Source organism: Amycolatopsis sp. CA-211722 (genome assembly GCF_056828465.1).
This window is the reverse complement of record NZ_CP184752.1, coordinates 8,709,239-8,727,981: the sequence shown is the minus strand read 5'-3', so window position 1 is coordinate 8,727,981 and position 18,743 is coordinate 8,709,239. Positions and strand designations below refer to the sequence as shown.

Here is an 18,743-nt window from a genome sequence, read left to right as displayed (position 1 = left end):
AATGACCGATCCAAATCTAGGGGAGAGAACGGAATCACTTATGAGTGACCGGATACGTGTCGAAGACGTGCCCGAACGATTCAATGTCACGGAGTACTTCCTCGATCACGCCGAGGATCACCGGGTCGCCTTGATCGACGACGGCGAGGCGGTGTTCTACGGCGAGCTCAAGGCCGTGACGAATCAGGTGGGGCACGCGCTCCGGCACATGGGGGTCCGCCGGGGCGACCGGGTACTGCTCGCGCTCAACGACGGTGTCGAGTTCGTCGCCAGCTGGTTCGCCGCGCAGAAGATCGGCGCGGTGACGGCGGAGATCTACAGTTTCCTGCACCCGAAGGACTTCCGCTACTACCTGGACTACGTGTCGCCCGCCGTCGTCGTGGCCGACGCGTCCACAGTGGACAAGATGCGGGAGGCGGGCGCGAAGAACCTCCTCGTGGCGGGAGTGGCCGCCGAGGATCTGCGCGACGAGGAATGCGCCTTCGACGAGATGGCCGCGGACTGGCCGGCCGAACTCGACGCCGTCGAGACCCGCAGCGACGAAGAGACGATCTGGAAGTTCACCTCGGGCAGTTCGGGCGCGCCGAAGGCCTGCCCGCATCCGACGCGGAGCCCGCTGCTGAACTACGACTGGTTCGCCCGCGGCGTACTGGACATCGGCCCGGACGACGTCGTTCTCGCCGTGCCCAAGCTCTTCTTCGGCTACGCGCGGGACATGGTCGCGCTCTACCCGTTCCGGGTCGGCGCGACGGGCATCATCTTCAACGAGCGCACCACGGTGGAGAAGATCTTCGAACTGGTCGCGCGGCACAAGCCGACGATCCTGGTGAACGTGCCGACGATGATGAGCGCGATGGTCGCCCATCCCGACGCGGCGAAACAGGACTTCAGCTCGCTGCGCGCCTGTCTTTCGGCGGGCGAGGGACTGCCGCCCGACCTGCACCGGCGGTGGAACGAGGTCTTCGGCGTCGAGGTGATCGACTGCCTGGGCTCGGCGGAGGGTTACCACGCCTATCTGTCGAACCAGCCGGGGCAGATCCGCAGCGGCAGCCTGGGGCGTCTCGTGCCCGGGTACCAGGCCAGCCTGGTCGACGATTCCGGCGAGCCGGTGCCGGACGGCGAGATCGGACGGCTGGAGCTCGTCGGCCCGACGTCGGCGAAGGAATACCGTGGAGCGCCGGAGAAGACCGCGGAGACGTTCGTCGCGGAGAACACCATCCGGTTCGGGGATCTCTTCGAACGGGACGCCGAAGGCTACTTCTACTACCGGGGCCGGGCGGACGACCTGCTCAAGGTCCGCGGCGTCTGGGTCGCGCCCGCCGAGGTCGAGAACTCCTTGCAGGCGCATCCCGCGGTCGTGTCCTGCGCGGTGGTCGGCTACGAGGACGGGGGACTGACGAAGCTGCGCGCTTACGTCATCACCTCGGAACCGCTGGAGGCCGAGGATCTGCGGGACTTCGCCAAGGCGAACCTCTCACCGCACAAGCGTCCGCACGACTTCCGGTTCGTCGACGTCATCCCGAAGACCCCGTCGGGCAAACTCGACCGGCGCGCGCTGCGCGGGGAAAGGAAGCCTCTCGATGTTTGAGGTGGATGTCGCCGGCTATCTGGCCCGGCTCGGAATGCCCGGCGAGCACCATCCTTCGCCGCACGGACTGCGGGCACTGCACCGCGCCCATGTCGAGCGCGTGGCCTATCAGACGGTCGACATCCACCTCGGCAGGCTCACCTCGGTCGATCCCCGGGCGAGCGCGGACCGGATCGTCCGCCTCGGCCGGGGCGGGTACTGCCTGGTGCTCAACGGGGCGTTCGGCGCGCTGCTCGGCGCGCTCGGTTACCGGTTCCGGCGGCATCGCGGCGCCGTCCAGATCCGCCCGGACCACCCCGCGCCCGCGCTCGGCAACCATCACGCGCTGACCGTGCACGACCTGCCGGGCGAGGACAACCCCGGCGGGGAGTGGCTGGTCGACGTCGGTCTCGGCGACGCGCTCCACGAACCGTTGCCGCTGGTCGCCGGCGAGTACCGGCAGGGTCCGTTCACCTACGACCTCCGGCCGTCGCCGACGTTCTCCGCCGGGTGGCGGTTGGGTCACGACCCCGCCGGGGCCTTCGTGGCGATGGACTTCCTTGCGGAACCCGCCGTGCCCGCGGATTTCGCGGCCCGGCACATCGAACTCTCGTCCGCGCCGAACTCCCGGTTCGTCCAGGTGTTCTCGGCGCATCGCCGGGACGCGACCGGGGCGGACGCGCTCCGCGGGTGCGTGCTCTCCCGGACCGGGGCCGGCGCCGATGCCGGTCCCGTCGAACTCGCCCGGCGCGGGGAATGGTTCGAAGCGCTCGGTGATCTCTTCGGAATCGGTCTCGGTGATCTGTCCGACGCGGACCGTGAGCGCTTGTGGCGCCGGGTTCGCACGGCGCACGGGATATGGCGCCAAGGGCGCAGTCCAGAAGACGTCACCAATCCGGCGATTCGGACAGGATTAATCGCGTAATAACCGGGCCGATCAGCAGAGGGGCCATAATCATGTCCAGTGGAAAGGCCGGGCGTGTCGGGACGTTAGAGGGACTTCGCGGGGTGCTCGCACTCGGAATTCTGCTCTATCACGTCGCGTTCATGACCGGAGTAGCCAGTTTCATCGATCAGCCCGGCCACCCGTTCTGGGGTGTCTTAATCGACGGCCTGATGATCCTCCTGCCGCCGTTCTTCGTGATGTCCGGCATGTTCCTTTTCCGGGCGCATGCGCGGAACACCGTCCTCGGGACGAAGAAGCCGTCGACGAAGTCCTTTCTCTGGGGACGTGCGCTGCGCATTCTTCCCGGTTATTGGGTACTGGTGATCGTCGGTCTGCTGACGATCAACCTGACGGCGATCGACAGCGCCGGTGACATTCTGCGCCCGCTCACGATGCTGCACTTCTTCTGGTGGGACGGTCAGCCCGTGATCGGGCTCGAACACACCTGGACGGTGCCCGCCGAATTCACGTTCTATCTGCTCATGCCGATTCTCGGCTGGATGGCGCACCGATTCGCGCGGAACGGCGCGACGCCGGCACAGCGTGCGCGCCGGATGCTGATTCCGCTCGCCGGTTTCTCGCTGATCGGTTTCGGCTGGATCCTGCTGACCAACTTCCCGGGCTTCACCGCGCCGTCCCAGCTGTGGTTCTGGCCGATCTACTTCTTCCCGGTCTTCGCGGTCGGCATGGCGCTGGCGGTGCTGGCGGCCTACGCGGAGGTCGCGCCGCGCAAGCCCGCGATCTATCGCATGGTGCTCAAGCGGCCGAACCTGTTCTGGGTCGTCGCGCTGGTGCTGTTCGCGGTCTACACCTGGAAGCCCATCGGTATCCCCGGTATGGGTGACGTTCCCGCCATGCTGCAGGAGTTCCTCGGCTTCTTCCTCGGTCTCGCCTTCGCGGTGCTGCTCGTGCTGCCGCTTTCGGTGCCGGGTGCCACTTCGAAGTTCCAGGAGCGGGTGCTGGCCAACCGGCCGATCCGGTTCGCGGGCAAGATTTCGTTCGGTATCTACCTCTGGCACGTCGTCATCGTCGAATATTGGTTCGCCAATGGCAGCATTTTCGGTGTCGAAGCCGTGCACGACATCGTTTTCCGCGGTACGACCGGATTCTGGCCGATGCTCGCGTTCGTTCTCGGCTTCACCGTGATCGCGGCGACGCTCAGCTATTACCTGATCGAGCGTCCGGCACAGCGGTTGCGGCACCGTCGGACCAAGGCGCCTGTCACCCAGTTGAGTGTTACCGGTGATCAGCCGCAGACCGACACCCGTGCCGCCTGAAGCGTAGAGCGAAATCGCAGCAACCAAGGAGATGCTTCACCGAATCGGACGACCCTATCGTTCGCTTCGAGGCGGCCTATGAGGTCGTCCTGATTCGGACTCCTGTTTTCGGGAATCTTCAGAGAGGAAACCGATGAGTGACATCCAGGCGAAAGTTCAGCAGGTACTCGACGAAGCCGTGGCATCCGGCGCGGAGCGAGGCGTGCAGGCGGCCGTCTACCAGAACGGCAAGCTGGTGGTCGACGCCGCGGCGGGCGTGACCGACGCCGAGTCGAACACGCCGGTGACGCCCGACACCTTGTTCTTCGCCACCTCCACCGGCAAGGGCCTGACCTCCACCATCGTCCACGTCCTCGCCGAGCGCGGCGTCATCGACTACGACGAGCCGATCGCGAACTCGTGGCCCGAGTTCGCGGCGCACGGCAAGGAGAAGGCGACGCTGCGTCAGGCGCTCTCCCACACCATCGGGCTGCCGGAGATGCCGAACGACATCACCCCCGACGGCCTCGCCGACTGGGACGCGGTCTGCTCCTTCATCGCCGACTCCGAGCCGTGGTGGACGCCGGGCACCAAGACCGGTTACCACGCGCTCAGCTTCGGCTACATCATCGGCGAGGTCGTGCGGCGCAAGACCGGCAAGCCGATCGACGAGGTGCTGGACGAGGTCGTCGCCGGCCCGCTCGGGATCTCGAAGGAGGTCTTCTTCGGCGTGCCGGAGTCGGAGCTGGGCCGGGTGGCCAAGCTGGAGGACGTGGAAGGCGCCGCCGAAGCGCTCGCCTCCATGCCGGCCGACATGCCGCTGTTCAAGGCGGTCCCGCTGGGTGTCGCGCCGCAGGCCGACATCTACAACCGTCCCGGCTACCTCAGGGCGAACGTCCCCGGTGGCGGCACCATGACCGCGCGCGGCGTGGCCAGGGTGTTCGCGGCGCTGGCTGGCGAGGTCGACGGCGTCCGGCTCATCTCGGACGAGCGTCTCCACGAGGTCGCCAAGCCCGCGGCGACGGACGAGGACCAGATCTTCGGCTTCCCCGCCACCAAGACGCTGGGCTACGACTTCGGCATGCCGTTCAAGAACACCAGCGAGACCCCGAACGAGTTCGGCGCGGGTGGTCTCAACGGGTCGGCGGCCTCGATCGACATCGCGACCGGTACGGCCATCGCGGTCAACAAGAACCGCATCACGATGGGTGACTACAGCCTCTTCGAGAAGGTTGCGGAAGTTGTCCGCGAGCACGTCAGCTGAACCCCGTGGTGACGGCGACCCGGAAGACGTCGCCGTCACCACTCCGGGCGAGGCGACGACCGCCGACGGTTCCCACGACACCGCGTACAGCACGTACCTGGCGCTGGACACGCTCCTCGCGATCCAGCGGCCGAAAACCGAACAGCACGACGAGCTCCTTTTCGTGATCGTCCATCAGATCCACGAGTTGTGGTTCAAGCAGTTGCTGCACGAGCTCGGTAACGCGCAGAGGAGCCTGGCCTCGGCGGCCGACGGCCCCGCCCTCCGGGCGCTCAGGCGTACCCGGTCCATCATCCGGGTCCTGATCACCCAGATCGACGTACTCGAGTCGATCACACCGGAACAGTTCGACGCGTTCCGTGAGTTGCTCGGTGGAAGCGGGCACCAGTCCGCGCAGTTCCGGGAGATCGAGGTCGTCTTCGGCCGAAGCGACCGGTTCGCCGCCGAGCAGTTCGCGCCGGGCAGCCCCGACCGCAAGCGGATCGAGGGCAGGCTCGGGGAGCCCGCGTTGTTCGATTCCCTCCTTCGTTACCTCGCGGCGTCGGGTTATCTCCCGGCGCCGCGGGGCGCGCGGGTGGCTCCGGACAGCCCCGAGATCCAGAAGGCGCTGCGCGCCGCGTATCGCGACGACGGGGTGGCGGCGCAGATCTGCGAGCGATTCGTGGATCTGGATCAGCTGCTGCAGGAATGGCGGTTCCGGCACTCCGTGCTCGCCAGGCGGGTCATCGGGGACCAGACCGGCACAGGTGGCTCCACTGGTGCGGCGTACCTGCGCGAATCCGTTTTCAAGCCGTCCTTTCCCGCGCTGTGGCACGTGCGGGACACCGGGTGGGCGGCGGACTAGGAGAGGACGTCAGGTGGATGCGGTGGATGCGTCGTCCATAAGGGACGGTGTCGGTGTGGGGGGCGTCAGGCGCCCGGGGAGGCACCGGTCCCCGGTCAAGGCGCTCAATCGCCTCCACCGGTGGTGGCGGGGCGGCGCGTCCGCGGCGTCCTTCCCTTACCGGCCGGTCCTCGGGCACTTCCAGGCGGTGGGCCGCAACCACGCGGACCCCGGCCTCGTCGCCGCGCTGCGTGCGGCGCGCGACGTGCTGCCGGCCGGCCATGACGACGTCCGCGCGCTGGTCCTCCGGCGATGGCTGCCCAGCACGGTCGACCAGGAGGACGGCGACTACGACACCTACGCCGGTGTCACGCTGCTGAATCTCCTGGCCGACTCGTACGGTTCCGGCGAGGTGGTCGACGACACGCTCGACGCCCTGCAGGTGGTCATCCTGGCCGATCTGCTGCGCTACGAGACGTCGGCGCTGGTCGCGGAACCCGATCTGCTGCGTCAGCAGGTCCGCGTCAAGGCGTGTCTGCGCGCCTTGGCGCGGGCCGACGAGCTCGCCCCGCGAGCCCGCCGCCTGGTTCCGGCGAATCCGTTGGGGGACAACGCGATCCGGGATCTCGGCCGGGACGATCTCCTGGCCCGCGGCGCCGAACTGTCCCGTGCCGTGCGGTCGGTGGCGTCCCCCGCGATGCGGGACGCGGTCGAGTTCGCGATGCTCCCGACGACCTGGCTGCACGACGAAGTGATGTTCATCCGCAGCATCCAGTCCTTCGAAGTGGTCTACCGGCAGGTGGCGCGCTGCCTCGAACGGGCGACCGCGGCGCTGGACGCGGGCCGCCCGGCCGCGGCGTCGGACGAACTGCGCGACGCGACGAGACGGATCACCGCGACGAGCATGCTGTACCGGATCCTCACCTCCATGCCGCCGGACGCGTTCGCGATCATCCGCGCCTACACAAACGGCCGCAGCGCCGTGCAGTCCCGGTCGTTCCGGTTGGTGGAGCAGTACAGCGCTCCGTCGGCCGAGCTTCCCGGACCGTCGTTGCAAGAGGTGTACGAGGCGCGGCTGGCCATCACGGGGCCGGCGTCGCTGAGCTATCTCACCGAGACGATGCGCGGTCTCGACTCGGCGTGGCGGCTGATGAAGCGCACCCACTGGGGCATCACTCTCAAGGTCATCGGGAAGGTGCGGGGCACCGGGGGGACGGCCGGTGCGGCCTACCTCGAACAGGCGGCGGCCCGTCCGCTGTTCCCTGTGCTGCACCCGCGGGAAGACGAGCGGAGGGACCGGATTGCCTGAGCACGAGGGCGATTACCGCGCGCTGCGCCGGAAGATCATGGGATACATCGTCTCCCAGGCGATCTTCGCGGTGACCGAAGCCGGTGTCGTCGACCAACTGGCCGAAGGGCCGGCCGAGGTGGAGACCCTCGCCGGCGAAGCCCGGGTGGACGTGGACGCGCTGACCCGCTTCTTGCGCGTCCTCGTCGCCGAGGACCTGTTCGTCGAAGAGCCGCGTGGCACCTTCGGGTTGACCGCGGCCGGCGAACTGCTGCGCTCCGACCAGCCGGGGTCGCTGCGTCATCTGGTGACGCTGATGCGGGGTGAGTCGTACCTGGCCTGGCAGGACGCCGGCCATTCCCTCCGCACCGGAGAGGCGGGTTTCGACGCCGTGTTCGGCAAGCCGTTGTTCGAATGGCTGGCCGCGCACCCCGCGCAGGCGGCCGACTTCGACGCGGCCCAGGCGGGCCTGGTGGCGAAGCGGATGGAGCCGCTCCTGGGCACCGCTTGGTGGGACTGGAGCGGAACATCGTCGGTCGTGGACGTCGGCGGCGGCAACGGGACGCTGCTCGGCGCCCTGCTGGCGCGCCACGATCACCTGACCGGGCGGCTGTTCGACCAGCCGCACGTCGTCGAGCACGCCGACCTGACCGCGCACGGCGCCGGTGTCGCCGACCGCTGTGAAGTGGTCGGCGGGGACTTCTTCGCCGCGGTCCCCGGCGGCGCCGACGTCTACCTGCTGGCGCAGATCCTGCACGACTGGAGCGACGAGGACGCCGTCCTGATCCTCCGCCGGATCCGGGAGGCGATCCCGCCGCACGGCAGGCTGCTGATCCTGGAGCAGATCATCCCCGACGACGACCGGCCGCATCCGGAGAAGCTGCTCGACCTGCACATGCTCGTGCTGCTCGGCGGGCGCGAACGCGGGGAATCGGAATGGCGCGGGCTGCTCGTCGAGGGCGGTTTCGAGCTGGTGGAGGTCCACCGGGGGCCGCGTTCTTCGTTGCTGGTGGCCGCCGGCAGGTGACTTCGGTACAGGAAGGCCCCCTTCCTTGCGCCTGACGCAAGGAAGGGGGCCTTCCTGTACTTGGAGGGCAGCCCCCACAGACCTATTTCGCGTAACTCGCGTGATCAGACGCGTAACTCGCGTGATCAGACGCGTAACTCGCGTGTTTAGGGAGCGATCTCGCGTGTCGGAGGGCGCACGCTGTGTTCGCCGTTCAATCACGCGAGTTACGCCTTCGATCACGCGAGTTACGCCTCTGATCACGTGAGTTACGAGTTCGGCTCGGCCGGCACGCGTGATCGGACGGACGACACGCGTGATGGGACGGACATGAGAGATCCCCTCCGGCGAAGGGGAGCCGGAGGGGATCGGTGAAGCGAGGTCAGCCGTTGAACATCGTGGAGCGCAGCCGGGCCAGGTCGTCGAAGGACGAGAGGTCCGGCACCGTCCAGCCGTTCAGGTCGTACTCGCGAAGGCACTTCTCGGCGAATTCGCGGTATTCGTCGAGTTGCCCGCCCGCGCGCTGGCCGGCGAGCAGCTCGAGCCGGACCGACTCGTGGTTGCCCGAGTAGTTGCGTTCGTACAGTTCGTGCCTGCCGCCGAACTCGGTCCCGACGGCGTCCCAGAGCAGCTTCATCACCTTGACGCGTTGCTCCGCGTCGGCGCCGTGCGAGCCGCGGAGGTACTTGTCCAGGTAGGGCCGGACCTCGGGGTTGCGGAAATCGTCCGTGGTCGAGTTGACGTAGATCAGGCCGCTCGCGACGTCCTGCTGGATGATCTCCTTGATCTTCGGATACGCGAGCTGCATGAACCACCGGTACGCCTGACCGTACTGGGGGTTGGGCATGACCGCGCCGTTCTTCCACGGCACCGGATTGCGCGCGGCCGCGTCGGAGAGCCCCCAGAAAAGGTTGCGCCAGGCCAGAACCTCGCCGACGCGGGTCTGCACGCCGCGGAAGTTCAGCGTGCCGGTCAGTTCGAGGGCCTTGATCAGCAGCCCGACGATGAAGTCGAGTTTGACCGCGAACCGGGTGCAGCCGTGGAACGCGGCGCGCTCCATGAACCCCGACTGGCTGGAGAACACCTGGACCTTGCCGAGGTGGCCGTGGACGAAGACGTTCTCCCAGGGGATGAGCACCTTGTCCAGCACCATGAGCGTGTCGTTCTCGTCCATCCGCGAGGAGAGCGGGTAGTCGAACGGGCTGCCCATCACCGCGGCCGACGCGCTGTAGGAGGGACGGCAGATCAGCTTCAGGCCGGGCGCGTTCATCGGCACGGTGGCCATGATCGCGAACTTGCGGTCCTTGATCGGCAGGCCCACGTGCGCGAGGAAGTTGTAGTGGGTGAGCGCGGATCCGGTCGCGACCACCTTGGCACCGCTGACCACGACGCCGGCGTCGGTCTCCTTCTCCACGTGGACGAAGACGTCGGCGACCTCGTCCGGCGGGCGGTCCCGGTCGACGGGCGGATGCACCAGCGCGTGGTTCCAGTAGAGCACCTTCTCCTGCGACTCCCGGTACCACCGGCGCGCGTTGTCGGCGAAGGGTTCGTAGAAGTCGGCGTTGGCGCCGAGCGTGCCCAGGAACGAGGCCTTGAAGTCGGGGCTGCGGCCCATCCACCCGTAGGACGCCCTGGCCCAGGTCGCGATCGCCTGCTGATCGGCGACGAGGTCTTCGGCGCTGTGCGGCGTGGTGAAGAACCGGTGGGTGTAGCCGTCGCCGGAATCGGTCGGCCGGGTCAGCACGTCGTGCGTTTCCGGCGCGTGCAGGGAATCGTAGAGCCGGGCGATCATCCGCACGGGATTGTGGAACGCGGGATGGGAGGTCACGTCCTTGACCCGCTCGCCGTAGAGGTAGATCTCCCGGCCGTCCTGGAGGCTCTGGATGTACTCGTCCCCGGTGAAGGGACGAGTGCCGGGCGCGGTCACAGCGAACCCAGTGTCGCGTCGGGGTTCGTGACGACCTTGCGCAGCACGGTCAGGTAGTCGGCCAGCAGATCCGACATCGTGTCGGCGGTGAACCGGTTGGTGTTGAAGCCGAGGCTGCCGACCGCGTCCGTGCCGGGGCCGAGGTGCAGCGTCCACAGGATGCCGTCCGGGACGTCGGAGCCCACCGGCTGCGACAGCTCGCGGCGCCACAGCTTCGTGAACTTGAGGTCGCCCACCTCGACCGCCTTCATCATGTGCGGCGACCGGAGCGCCTGGAACGCGCCGACCTGACGGTGCTCGTCCATCGCGGGCACCATCAGCTGCGGGGCCTCCGCCATCAGGTGCATGAACGGGATGTCGTGCGAGTACGCCTCGACGCAGACCCGCCGGGTCCGCGCGATCGCGTCGCCGGCCGTGGCGCAGTCCCGCAGATCCGTGCGCAGCGGCATGAAGTTGACGAACGACCCGACGGTGTCGCGGAACCTGCTGTGCCCGCGGCCCGGCGTGAAGGTCGGGGTGACGACGTCGGTGACGCCGGTCAGCTTCCGGAGCAGCAGCTGGTGCGCGGTGAACAGCACCATGAACGGTGACGACTTCGTCCTGCTCGCCAGGTCCGTGGTCGCGGCGACGAGCCCGGGGTCGATCCGGAACCGGTGCCACGCCGTCTCTTTCGGGATCCCGCTCGACCTCGGCAGGTCGGTGGGCAGCGTGGTGACCCCGGCGCCGTCCAGCGTCCTGCGCCAGTAGGCGCGCGCCTTGTCCGCCGCCGGGCTCGCCAGGTGCTCGCTCTCCCAGCGCGCGTAATCCTGGTACTGCAGGGTTTCCGGCAGCTCGGGCGTCTTGCCCGCGCTCCGGTCCCGGTAGCAGGCGCCGATGTCGCCGGCGATCCGGTCCATCGCCCACGCGTCGGCCGCGGTGTGGTGCGCGTTGAGCATGAGGACCGAGTCGTGCTCGCCGAACCGGCCGAGGACCGCCTGGACCAACGGGAGTTCGTTGACGTCGTTACCTTCGGCTTCGACCTCGTTGAGCAGTTCCTCGATCTGCCGCTGACGGTCCCCGGACGGCGAAAGCTCGCGGACCGTGAGGCGGGGCTGTGCCGGCGGCTGGATCGACTGGTGCGGTGGGTCCTGGTCGCGGACGACCACCGTGCGCAGTGCCTCGTGCCGCGCGACGACGTCGTACAGGGCCTGGCGCAGCAGGTCGAGGTCGAGGCTTCCCTCGACCTGCCACGCGCCGACGACGTGATAGAGCGGGCCGAACGGGCCGTCGGCGGGCCCCGCGTCGAACATGCGGAGGAATTCCTGGGCTGCGGTGAGCGGAATCCGATCCGTGGGAGCGTCCGTGACGGACATGGCTGCACCTTTCGTTGGCGGCCGCGGTGGATGAAAGTGCTGGACGGACGTCAGGAACGGACCCAGCTCAGCCCGTCGTCCGAGGCACGGAGGCCGCCCGGTTCGAGCGCCGCGCCTTCACCGGACCTCGACCCGAGCAGGGCCCGGCCCTGCAGGCCGGCGCCCGCCTTGAGCATCCGGGTGAGGACCGAGCCGTTCGCGGCCCCGCCGGGCTTGTGCTCCACCGAATCGACGGTGGCGGCGAGGTCGTCGGCGGTGAGCCGGAGGTCGTTCGAAGCGACACCGCCCACCAATTCCACGAAGGCCTCGACGTCGTTCGAAGCGCTCTCGGAGACCTTGCGCGCCTGCCAGAAGTAGGAGTCCTCGGACTTGTTCATGTCGTAGAACCCGATGAGGAACTCGTGGAAGAGGCCGTACTCGCGGCGGTACCGCTTCTCGAACTCGTCGAACGCCGCTTCCTCGTCGACCGTTCCGGCGAGGCAGCCGTTGATCGACCGCGCCGCGAGCAGCCCGCCGTAGGTGGCCAGGTGCACGCCGGAGGAGAAGACGGGGTCGACGAAGCACGCCGAGTCGCCGACCAGCACCATGCCCGGGCCGGAGAAGGTGGAGTTGCAGTACGACCAGTCCTTGCGGACGCGGTACGAACCGTACGGTCCCTCGGTGACGCGTTTGGCGTCGCCGAGGATGTCCTTGATCCGCGGGCAGGCGTCGATGAACCGCCGCATCGCCTCGTCGGGGTCGCCCTGCACCAGTTCGGCGGAGTCCTGGTGGACCACGGCGCCGACGCTGGTCAGGTTCGGGCGCAGCGGGATGAACCAGAACCAGCCGTGTTCGAAGGCGACGCTGAAGATGTTGCCGGCGTTGGGTTCCGGAAGCCGTCCGGCGCCCTCGTAGTAGGTGAAGAGCGCGAGGTTCCGGAAGAACGGCGAGTAGTGGCGCTCCGCGCCGGAGGCCTTGAAGAGCCGGCTCGTGTTGCCCGAGGAGTCGACGACGTAGCGCGCGGACACCTCGTGCACCTCGCCGTCGGCGTCCTTGTAGTGGACGCCGGCGACCCGGCCGGTCTCGTCGGTGATCGCCTTGACGACGGAGCTTTCCTCGCGGACCTCGACACCGTGCTTGCGCGCGTTGCGCAGCAGGATGTCGTCGAACTTCATCCGCTCGACCTGGTACGCGAACGACGTCGGGCCGGGCATCTTGCTGGAGACCGCGAACTCGAAGGTCCACGGCTCCGGGCGCTTGCCCCATTTGAACGTGCCACCGCGCTTGATGGTGAAGCCGGCTTCGGCGACCTCCTTCTCGACGCCGAGAATCGGGATCACGCCGTGGACCGTCGCGGGCAGCAGCGACTCACCGATCTGGTAGCGGGGGAACTTTTCCTTCTCCAGCAGGAGAACCCGGTGTCCGGCCTTGCTCACGAGGGTGGACACGGTCGAACCGGCCGGCCCTCCTCCAACCACGATGACGTCGTACTGCGGCGAACTCACCGGTTCTCCACCTCTTTCCGTTCAGGGGACGGCCTGACCACCATCGTCGCTGGCGGTCAGGCCGGATCACGACTTCCTGATTGCCGATTGTGTTGCGGGAAAAGGCGAACGTGCCTTGCTGACGGGCCGCCTGGTGGTCGTGGTTCATGTCGTGTCTCGTAGCGGGACATGTCCCGAAAGTGGCTTTCGCGACACGACCACGGTGACCCACCACGGCACGTTCGCCCGCCCTCGATATGGTGCGGGACAGGCGATTCAGGCCGCGGCGTTGAGCCCGAGCCGGTCGGCGGCGGCGCGGGCGGCGTCGATGTCGTCGTGTTCGAGGACCATGTGCGGGTCCTGCAGCTCGAACCAGCCGACGCCCGGCGCGCAGCGGTCGTAGCCGAGCAGCCGCCGCACCTCCTCCGGGTACGCCAGGACCTTTTCCTTCGGCACCGCGAGGTACTGGTTCTCCTCCTGCCGCAGGCTGCCGAGGTCCAGCGACAGCGTCAGCCCGGTGCGTGCCTTGTCGGTGTCGTTGCGGCCGCCGCTGTGATAGGTCCCGCCCTGGAAGATCAGGCCCGATCCGGCGGGCATCGCGGCGGGCACGCACTCGGCGTACCGCGGGGCGCGGTTGTCGTCCCAGAGGTGGCTGCCCGGGATGACCAGCGTGGCACCGTTCTCCGCGGTGAAATCGCTCATCGCGAGCATGAGCTGCATCCGGATCACCGGGCCGGGGTGCGGGCGCAGGTACAGGGTGTCCTCCCGGTGCAGGGGCTGCTTCCCCTGGCCGGGGTCGATCTGGATCGCCTGGCTGGCGCTGATCTGGATGCTCGGCGTCATCTCGATCTGCGACCGGCCGATCCAGATCGGGACCGGCTTCTGGATCAGGCGGCGGGACGCGCCGAGGTAGAGCGGCTGGGTCACGATCGGCGTCAGCCGCGTGGTGCGCGCGAACAGCGAGGAGATGCGACGCGTGCGGTGGCCGTCGTAGCCGACCTCGCAGTAGTCGGAGTCCTGCAGATCGGGGCCGAGGTCCTCCCACAATCCCGCCAGCGTCTCGGAATCCGCGAAGTTCTCGATGATGATCGCGCCGTCGCGTTCCATGATCTCGGTGACGTGGTCGAGATCCGCGTCCGGACCCACGTGCTGCAGCTCAGCCATGTTCATCGCCTTTCTGGTGCCGGGAGTCGCCGCCGGTCGACTTTGCCGATGGCGTTGCGCGGGAGCCGTTCCCGCAGGACCGTGAACAGGATCGGCGGCATGTCCCGCCCGAGCCGTTCACGCAGTGCCGTCCGCCAAGCCCGCGGTGGCCGTCCATCCGGTGCCGCGCCGGGCGCGGGCACCACATAGGCGACCAGCTGGGCCGCCAGGCCGTGGTGGTCGGTCTTGGCGACGACGGCGCATTCGACGATCGTCTCCTGCGCCGAAAGGGTCAGTTCGATGTCGGTGAGCTCGATGCGGTGGCCGGCCACCTTGACCTGGTTGTCACTGCGGCCGCGGAACTCCAGCGCGCCGTCGGCGCGACGGCGGGCGAGGTCGCCCGTCCGGTAGGTGCGGACGCCGGCCTCGTGCGCGGATTCCGTGCGCAGCGGCCGGAAAGCGGCGTCCCGGTCGGCGGCGGCGCCGGTGTAGCCGGGGGAGACGTACGGGCTCAGCACGACGATCTCGCCGGTGACGCCGTCCGGGCAGGGCCCGTCGTCCTCGTCGACGACGAGGATCCGCCGCCCGGGGATGGCCCGCCCGATCGGGACGGCCTCGGTGTCCGGCCCGGTGATCGGATGCCAGGTCGCCGCGATCGTCTCGGTCGGCCCGTAGAGGTTGACCAGGCGGGCGGCGGGCAGCGCCGCGCGGAGCCCGCGCACGAGGTCGCCGGAGACGGCCTCGCCCATGAGCACGAACTGCTCCAGCGATGTCAGCCCGGCGGCGAGGTCGTGCTTCTCGATCGCGCGCACGATCTCGGCGGCGAAGCTGGGGATCGTCTGGAGATGGGTGATCCCGTTGTCCCCCAGCCATTTCGCCAGTTTCACCGGATGCGCCCGGACACCCTCCGGTACCGGATGGACGGTCCCGCCCGCGACCAGCGTGGCGAAGAGCTCGATCAGTGCCGGGTCGTGTTCCGGGGTGACCCACTGCGCGACCCGGGATCCCGGGCCGATGCCGAACTCCGCGGCGAACCAGGTGGTGAACTGCGCGAACGCGGCGTGCGTCTGCGGGACACCCTTGGGCACGCCGGTCGACCCGGAGGTGTGCGCGACGTAGGCCCGGCCGGATGGTTCCACTGTGGACGGTACGGCGAGCCCCTCGGTGCCGAGCACGCCGGCGTCGACGAGCTTGCCACCGCATTCGTCCCGGTACCACGACGCCAGCGTGTCGTCCGCGCCGTCGCCGTCGATCAGCAGGTACGCCGGGCGGAGATCGCCGAGGATCACCCGGCCCCGCTCGCCGAGGTCGCCGGTGCCGAGCCAGGACAGGTGCGCGCCCGCGCCCAGCACGCCGAGCAGGGCCGCGATCCGGGTCTCGCCCTGTGGCAGCCGGACCGCGACCGCTTCGTCGGTGCCGCCGAGGGCCGCGGTCACCGCGACGGCCCGGTCCACCAGTTCCCGATAGGACAGATCTTCGCCCTCCCACCGGATCGCCGGGGCGTCCGGCGTCCGGTCGGCGTGGGCGCGGACGAGCTCGTGGACCAGTTCGGACACCATTTCGCCCGCTCTCAGCCGATCGAAAGGGAACTAGGGGTACGCGGCACGTCGCAGTCGGCGTTGTAGTCGTCGAGCAGCCGCTGTGCCTCTTCGGTGGCCTGCCGGAACCGTTCGGCGGGAACGGCGTCCCGGACGAGCACGTCCTCCAGCGCCTGCGTCATCGCCGCGTTCACGCCCGCCGACGGGCCGATGAGCGGTCCTCGCGCGGCGGCCGAACCGTCGCCGGCGCGGAGCTGCTCGGTGCCCGCGCGCTGGTACGGGTGCTCGGCGAACCAGCCTTCGTCCTCCAGCAGGAGGTCCGCGGTCCCGGTGACCGGGACGAACCCATGCGCGCGATGCCAGGAGGCGGCGTTGACCGGGCTGGCGAGATACTGCAGGAAAGCCAGCGCGCCGTCACGGGTGACCGGGTCGATGTTCCTGGCGAGCCACAGGGAATCGCCCGAGACCGGATTCCCCGCGTAGGGCGCGTTCTCGTTGCGCGGCATCGGGCCGACGCCGACCTCGAAGCCCTGGCCGCGGCCCGTCCGCACGAGATCCATCGCCGCCTTCGACGAATCGACGACGAACGCCGTCCGGCCGCTCGCGAACGCCTGGAAGTTCCCCATCCAGTCGCCCTGGGTCCCGGTGTAGTGGTAGAGCCCGTCCTTGTGCAGGCGGCGGCACCAGTCCACCCACGCCAGCAGCTCCGGCGAGTCCAGGCCGACCCGGCTCGCGCGGCCGTCGCGGCCGTTCCCGTTGTCGGTGAACACCCCGCCCTGGGAGGACACGGCCTGCTGCATCAGCCAGCCGTGGATCGGCCAGGTGATCGAACCGGGGCCGATCTTCTGGCAGGCGGCGGCGATTTCGGCCCAGGTGCGCGGAATTTCGGTGATTCCCGCGGCGCTCAGCAGCTCCATGTTGGCGTACAACAGGAACGTGGTCACGCTGAACGGCTGGGACAGGAGTTCTCCGCCGCTCCCGGTGTAGGCCTCGCGCAACGCCGGTTCGAGGTCGTCGAGGACGACCGGTTCGCCGAGGATCTCCTCGCGTCCGGCGATCGCGCGTTCCACCGAGGTGAACATCGGCAGGCCGTCCCGGTCGAGCGTGTCGAGGGCGAGCCTGCTCGCGCTGGCGTAATAGCCCGCCACGTCGGGCGGTTCGGCGGCGCGGGCGACCTCCTCCGCCATCGCGGGGAAGGGATGCCCGGTCACCTCGATCAGGTACTCCGGATGCGCCTGGCCGAACTCCTCGGCGCGCTCCCGGACGGGATCGAGGAACTGCCTGCCGTCGTAGGTCTGGAACGGGTAGTCCGCGAACCAGACGCGCACGACGACGCGGCCGTCCGGCGTTCTGCGGATCGGGCGCATGTATCCCTCCAAGTGCGATTACGCTGCCGCTCCAGCACATACGTTCTCACCTGTTCAGGGCTACTTTTCCTTTGCGGACAAGGCCGGACGGAGGCGCAAGTCTGAAGGTGCGTGCGGCCGAGCGGCGCGCTCATAGTGGGGGAGTGACTATGGATACAGCTGCCCCCCGAGCCGCCGGGCGCCGCGAGTGGATAGGCCTCGCCGTCCTGGCCTTGCCGACCATGCTCGTTTCGCTGGACATCAGCGTCCTCTTCCTCGCGCTCCCGCATCTGTCCGCCGATCTCGGCGCCAGTGCCACCGAGCAGCTGTGGATCACCGACATCTACGGGTTCCTGATCGCGGGCTTCCTGGTCACCATGGGCACGCTCGGTGACCGGATCGGCAGGCGCAAGCTCCTGTTGATCGGCGCCACCGGGTTCGGTGCCGCGTCGGTGCTGGCCGCGTTCTCCGGCAGCCCCGAGATGCTGATCGTGTCCAGGGCGATCCTCGGTTTCGCCGGCGCGACCCTGCTGCCGTCGACGCTGGCGTTGATCAGCACGATGTTCCAGGTACCTCGGCAGATGGGCGTCGCGATGGCCATCTGGGGGACGGCCTTCATGGCGGGTGTCGCGCTCGGCCCGGTGGTCGGCGGCATCCTGCTTTCGGCCTTCTGGTGGGGCTCGGTGTTCCTGATGGCCGTGCCGCTGCTGGCGATCCTGCTGATCGCCGCGCCGCTGCTGCTGCCGGAGAGCCGCGCGCCGGAGGCGGGACGGATCGACCTCGGCAGCGTGGCGCTGTCGCTGCTGGCGATCCTGCCGCTGGTGTACGGCCTGAAGGAACTGACCAGGTCGGGCGCGGGGGTGGTGCTGCCGATCGTCGCCATCGTGATCGGCGCTACCGCCGGGACCCTGTTCGTGCTCCGTCAGCGCCGGCTCGCGGATCCCTTGCTGGACCTCAAACTCTTCCGCAACCGCCAGCTGAGCGCGGCGGTGCTGATCGGGCTGATCGTGGGCGCCGTCCAGAGCGGCACCGGGCTGTACATCGCGCTGTACCTGCAGACGGTCGAGGGATTCGGCCCGCTGCAGGCCGGGTTGTGGCTCCTCGTCCCGAACGCGGCGCTCGTGATCGGCATCAACGTCTCGCCGAAGCTCGCCCAGCGCTTCCGGCCGGGTTACGTGCTCGCCGCCGGGCTCGCGGTTTCGGCGCTGGGGCAGTTCCTGCTGACCCAGGTGGACAGTGCCGACGGGCTGGCACTGCTCGTGATCGGCGTGAGCGTCGGCTACCTCGGTGTCGGACCGGCATCGGCGCTCTTGAACCACCTCGTGATGGATTCGACTCCGCCGGAGCAGGCGGGTTCCGCGGCGTCGCTCTCGGCGACCGGTGGCGAATTGGGTGTCGCGGGCGGGATCGCCGTGTTCGGCAGCATCGGCGCGGCCGTGTACGGCAGCACCCTGCTCATCCCGGACGGCGTTCCGGCATCGGCCGCGGGGGCCGCGGAAGAAAGCATCAGCGGTGCCGTCACGGTCGCGGGCGAGCTGGAGCCCGCCGTCGGCGCTTCGCTGCTCGATTCCGCACGGGAGGCCTTTACCAGCGGCCTGACGACCATCGCCGGGCTGAGCGTTTTCCTCTTCCTCGCGCTGGGGGCGCTCGCCGCCTTCCTGCTCCGGAACGTCCGGCCCGTCGATCACGAAGAGCCGGGGAGCGAAGCGGAGGACGAGGTGGAGGCGGGTCAGGCGCCCGACTCGGTGCCGACTCGCGGCTGAGCCGTCGGCGGCAGCACGACCCAAGGGGCACGGTGGCGCGGGTGAACTCTGCCCGCGCCAA

The 18,743-nt window shown here is 68.8% G+C and carries 14 protein-coding genes; 8 read left to right on the top strand and 6 right to left on the bottom strand.

All coding sequences use genetic code 11. The features are described from left to right. Window positions 1-67 precede the first annotated feature (67 nt). The 7 genes from ACOCEP_RS40040 to ACOCEP_RS40010 all read left to right on the top strand — a co-directional run bounded on the left by ACOCEP_RS40040 (window position 68) and on the right by ACOCEP_RS40010 (window position 8,171). On the top strand, window positions 68-1,588 hold the full coding sequence (locus tag ACOCEP_RS40040) for a benzoate-CoA ligase family protein (protein WP_482335130.1): 1,521 nt from the start codon (window positions 68-70) through the stop codon (window positions 1,586-1,588). Then, on the top strand, window positions 1,581-2,492 hold the full coding sequence (locus ACOCEP_RS40035; RefSeq protein WP_482335129.1) for an arylamine N-acetyltransferase family protein: 912 nt from the start codon (window positions 1,581-1,583) through the stop codon (window positions 2,490-2,492). The genes ACOCEP_RS40040 and ACOCEP_RS40035 overlap by 8 nt, the downstream gene beginning before the upstream one ends. After that, on the top strand, window positions 2,426-3,790 hold the full coding sequence (locus ACOCEP_RS40030; RefSeq protein ID WP_482339910.1) for an acyltransferase family protein: 1,365 nt from the start codon (window positions 2,426-2,428) through the stop codon (window positions 3,788-3,790). Before ACOCEP_RS40035 ends, ACOCEP_RS40030 begins: the two co-directional genes overlap by 67 nt. Before the next feature lie 133 nt (window positions 3,791-3,923). Then, window positions 3,924-5,033 carry a serine hydrolase domain-containing protein gene (locus tag ACOCEP_RS40025; protein WP_482335128.1) on the top strand — a complete coding sequence of 370 codons (1,110 nt, stop codon included), beginning with the start codon at window positions 3,924-3,926 and terminating at the stop codon, window positions 5,031-5,033. After that, the gene (locus ACOCEP_RS40020) at window positions 5,011-5,877 is read left to right on the top strand and encodes a tryptophan 2,3-dioxygenase (protein ID WP_482335127.1); all 867 of its coding nucleotides are present in this window, start codon (window positions 5,011-5,013) and stop codon (window positions 5,875-5,877) included. Before ACOCEP_RS40025 ends, ACOCEP_RS40020 begins: the two co-directional genes overlap by 23 nt. A 55-nt stretch (window positions 5,878-5,932) precedes the next feature. After that, the gene (locus ACOCEP_RS40015; RefSeq protein WP_482335126.1) at window positions 5,933-7,165 is read left to right on the top strand and encodes a tryptophan 2,3-dioxygenase; all 1,233 of its coding nucleotides are present in this window, start codon (window positions 5,933-5,935) and stop codon (window positions 7,163-7,165) included. Then, on the top strand, window positions 7,158-8,171 hold the full coding sequence (locus ACOCEP_RS40010; RefSeq protein WP_482335125.1) for a methyltransferase: 1,014 nt from the start codon (window positions 7,158-7,160) through the stop codon (window positions 8,169-8,171). Before ACOCEP_RS40015 ends, ACOCEP_RS40010 begins: the two co-directional genes overlap by 8 nt. A gap of 361 nt (window positions 8,172-8,532) precedes the next feature. On the opposite strand, the gene ACOCEP_RS40005 is transcribed toward ACOCEP_RS40010, so the two are convergent. The 6 genes from ACOCEP_RS40005 to ACOCEP_RS39980 all read right to left on the bottom strand — a co-directional run bounded on the left by ACOCEP_RS40005 (window position 8,533) and on the right by ACOCEP_RS39980 (window position 16,940). After that, complete coding sequence (locus ACOCEP_RS40005; protein ID WP_482335124.1) at window positions 8,533-10,077, bottom strand: 4-hydroxyphenylacetate 3-hydroxylase family protein; 1,545 nt, start codon at window positions 10,075-10,077, stop codon at window positions 8,533-8,535. Then, window positions 10,074-11,429, bottom strand: coding sequence for a condensation domain-containing protein (locus ACOCEP_RS40000; RefSeq protein WP_482335123.1), 1,356 nt, complete (start codon window positions 11,427-11,429; stop codon window positions 10,074-10,076). Before ACOCEP_RS40000 ends, ACOCEP_RS40005 begins: the two co-directional genes overlap by 4 nt. Before the next feature lie 50 nt (window positions 11,430-11,479). Further along, window positions 11,480-12,913 (bottom strand): tryptophan 7-halogenase, encoded by a 1,434-nt coding sequence (locus ACOCEP_RS39995; protein WP_482335122.1) that lies wholly within the window; start codon window positions 12,911-12,913, stop codon window positions 11,480-11,482. A 255-nt stretch (window positions 12,914-13,168) separates the two neighbouring features. Next, window positions 13,169-14,056: a phytanoyl-CoA dioxygenase family protein gene (locus ACOCEP_RS39990; protein ID WP_482335121.1), complete on the bottom strand. Its 888-nt coding sequence runs from the start codon at window positions 14,054-14,056 to the stop codon at window positions 13,169-13,171. Between the two features lie 2 nt (window positions 14,057-14,058). After that, window positions 14,059-15,594, bottom strand: coding sequence for an amino acid adenylation domain-containing protein (locus tag ACOCEP_RS39985; RefSeq protein WP_482335120.1), 1,536 nt, complete (start codon window positions 15,592-15,594; stop codon window positions 14,059-14,061). 11 nt (window positions 15,595-15,605) lie between these two features. Then, window positions 15,606-16,940: an extracellular solute-binding protein gene (locus ACOCEP_RS39980; RefSeq protein ID WP_482335119.1), complete on the bottom strand. Its 1,335-nt coding sequence runs from the start codon at window positions 16,938-16,940 to the stop codon at window positions 15,606-15,608. Window positions 16,941-17,089: 149 nt separating this feature from the next. Here ACOCEP_RS39980 and ACOCEP_RS39975 point away from each other — a divergent pair, with 149 nt between their 5' ends. Continuing rightward, complete coding sequence (locus ACOCEP_RS39975) at window positions 17,090-18,682, top strand: MFS transporter (RefSeq protein WP_482335118.1); 1,593 nt, start codon at window positions 17,090-17,092, stop codon at window positions 18,680-18,682. The last annotated feature ends 61 nt before the right edge of the window (window positions 18,683-18,743 follow it).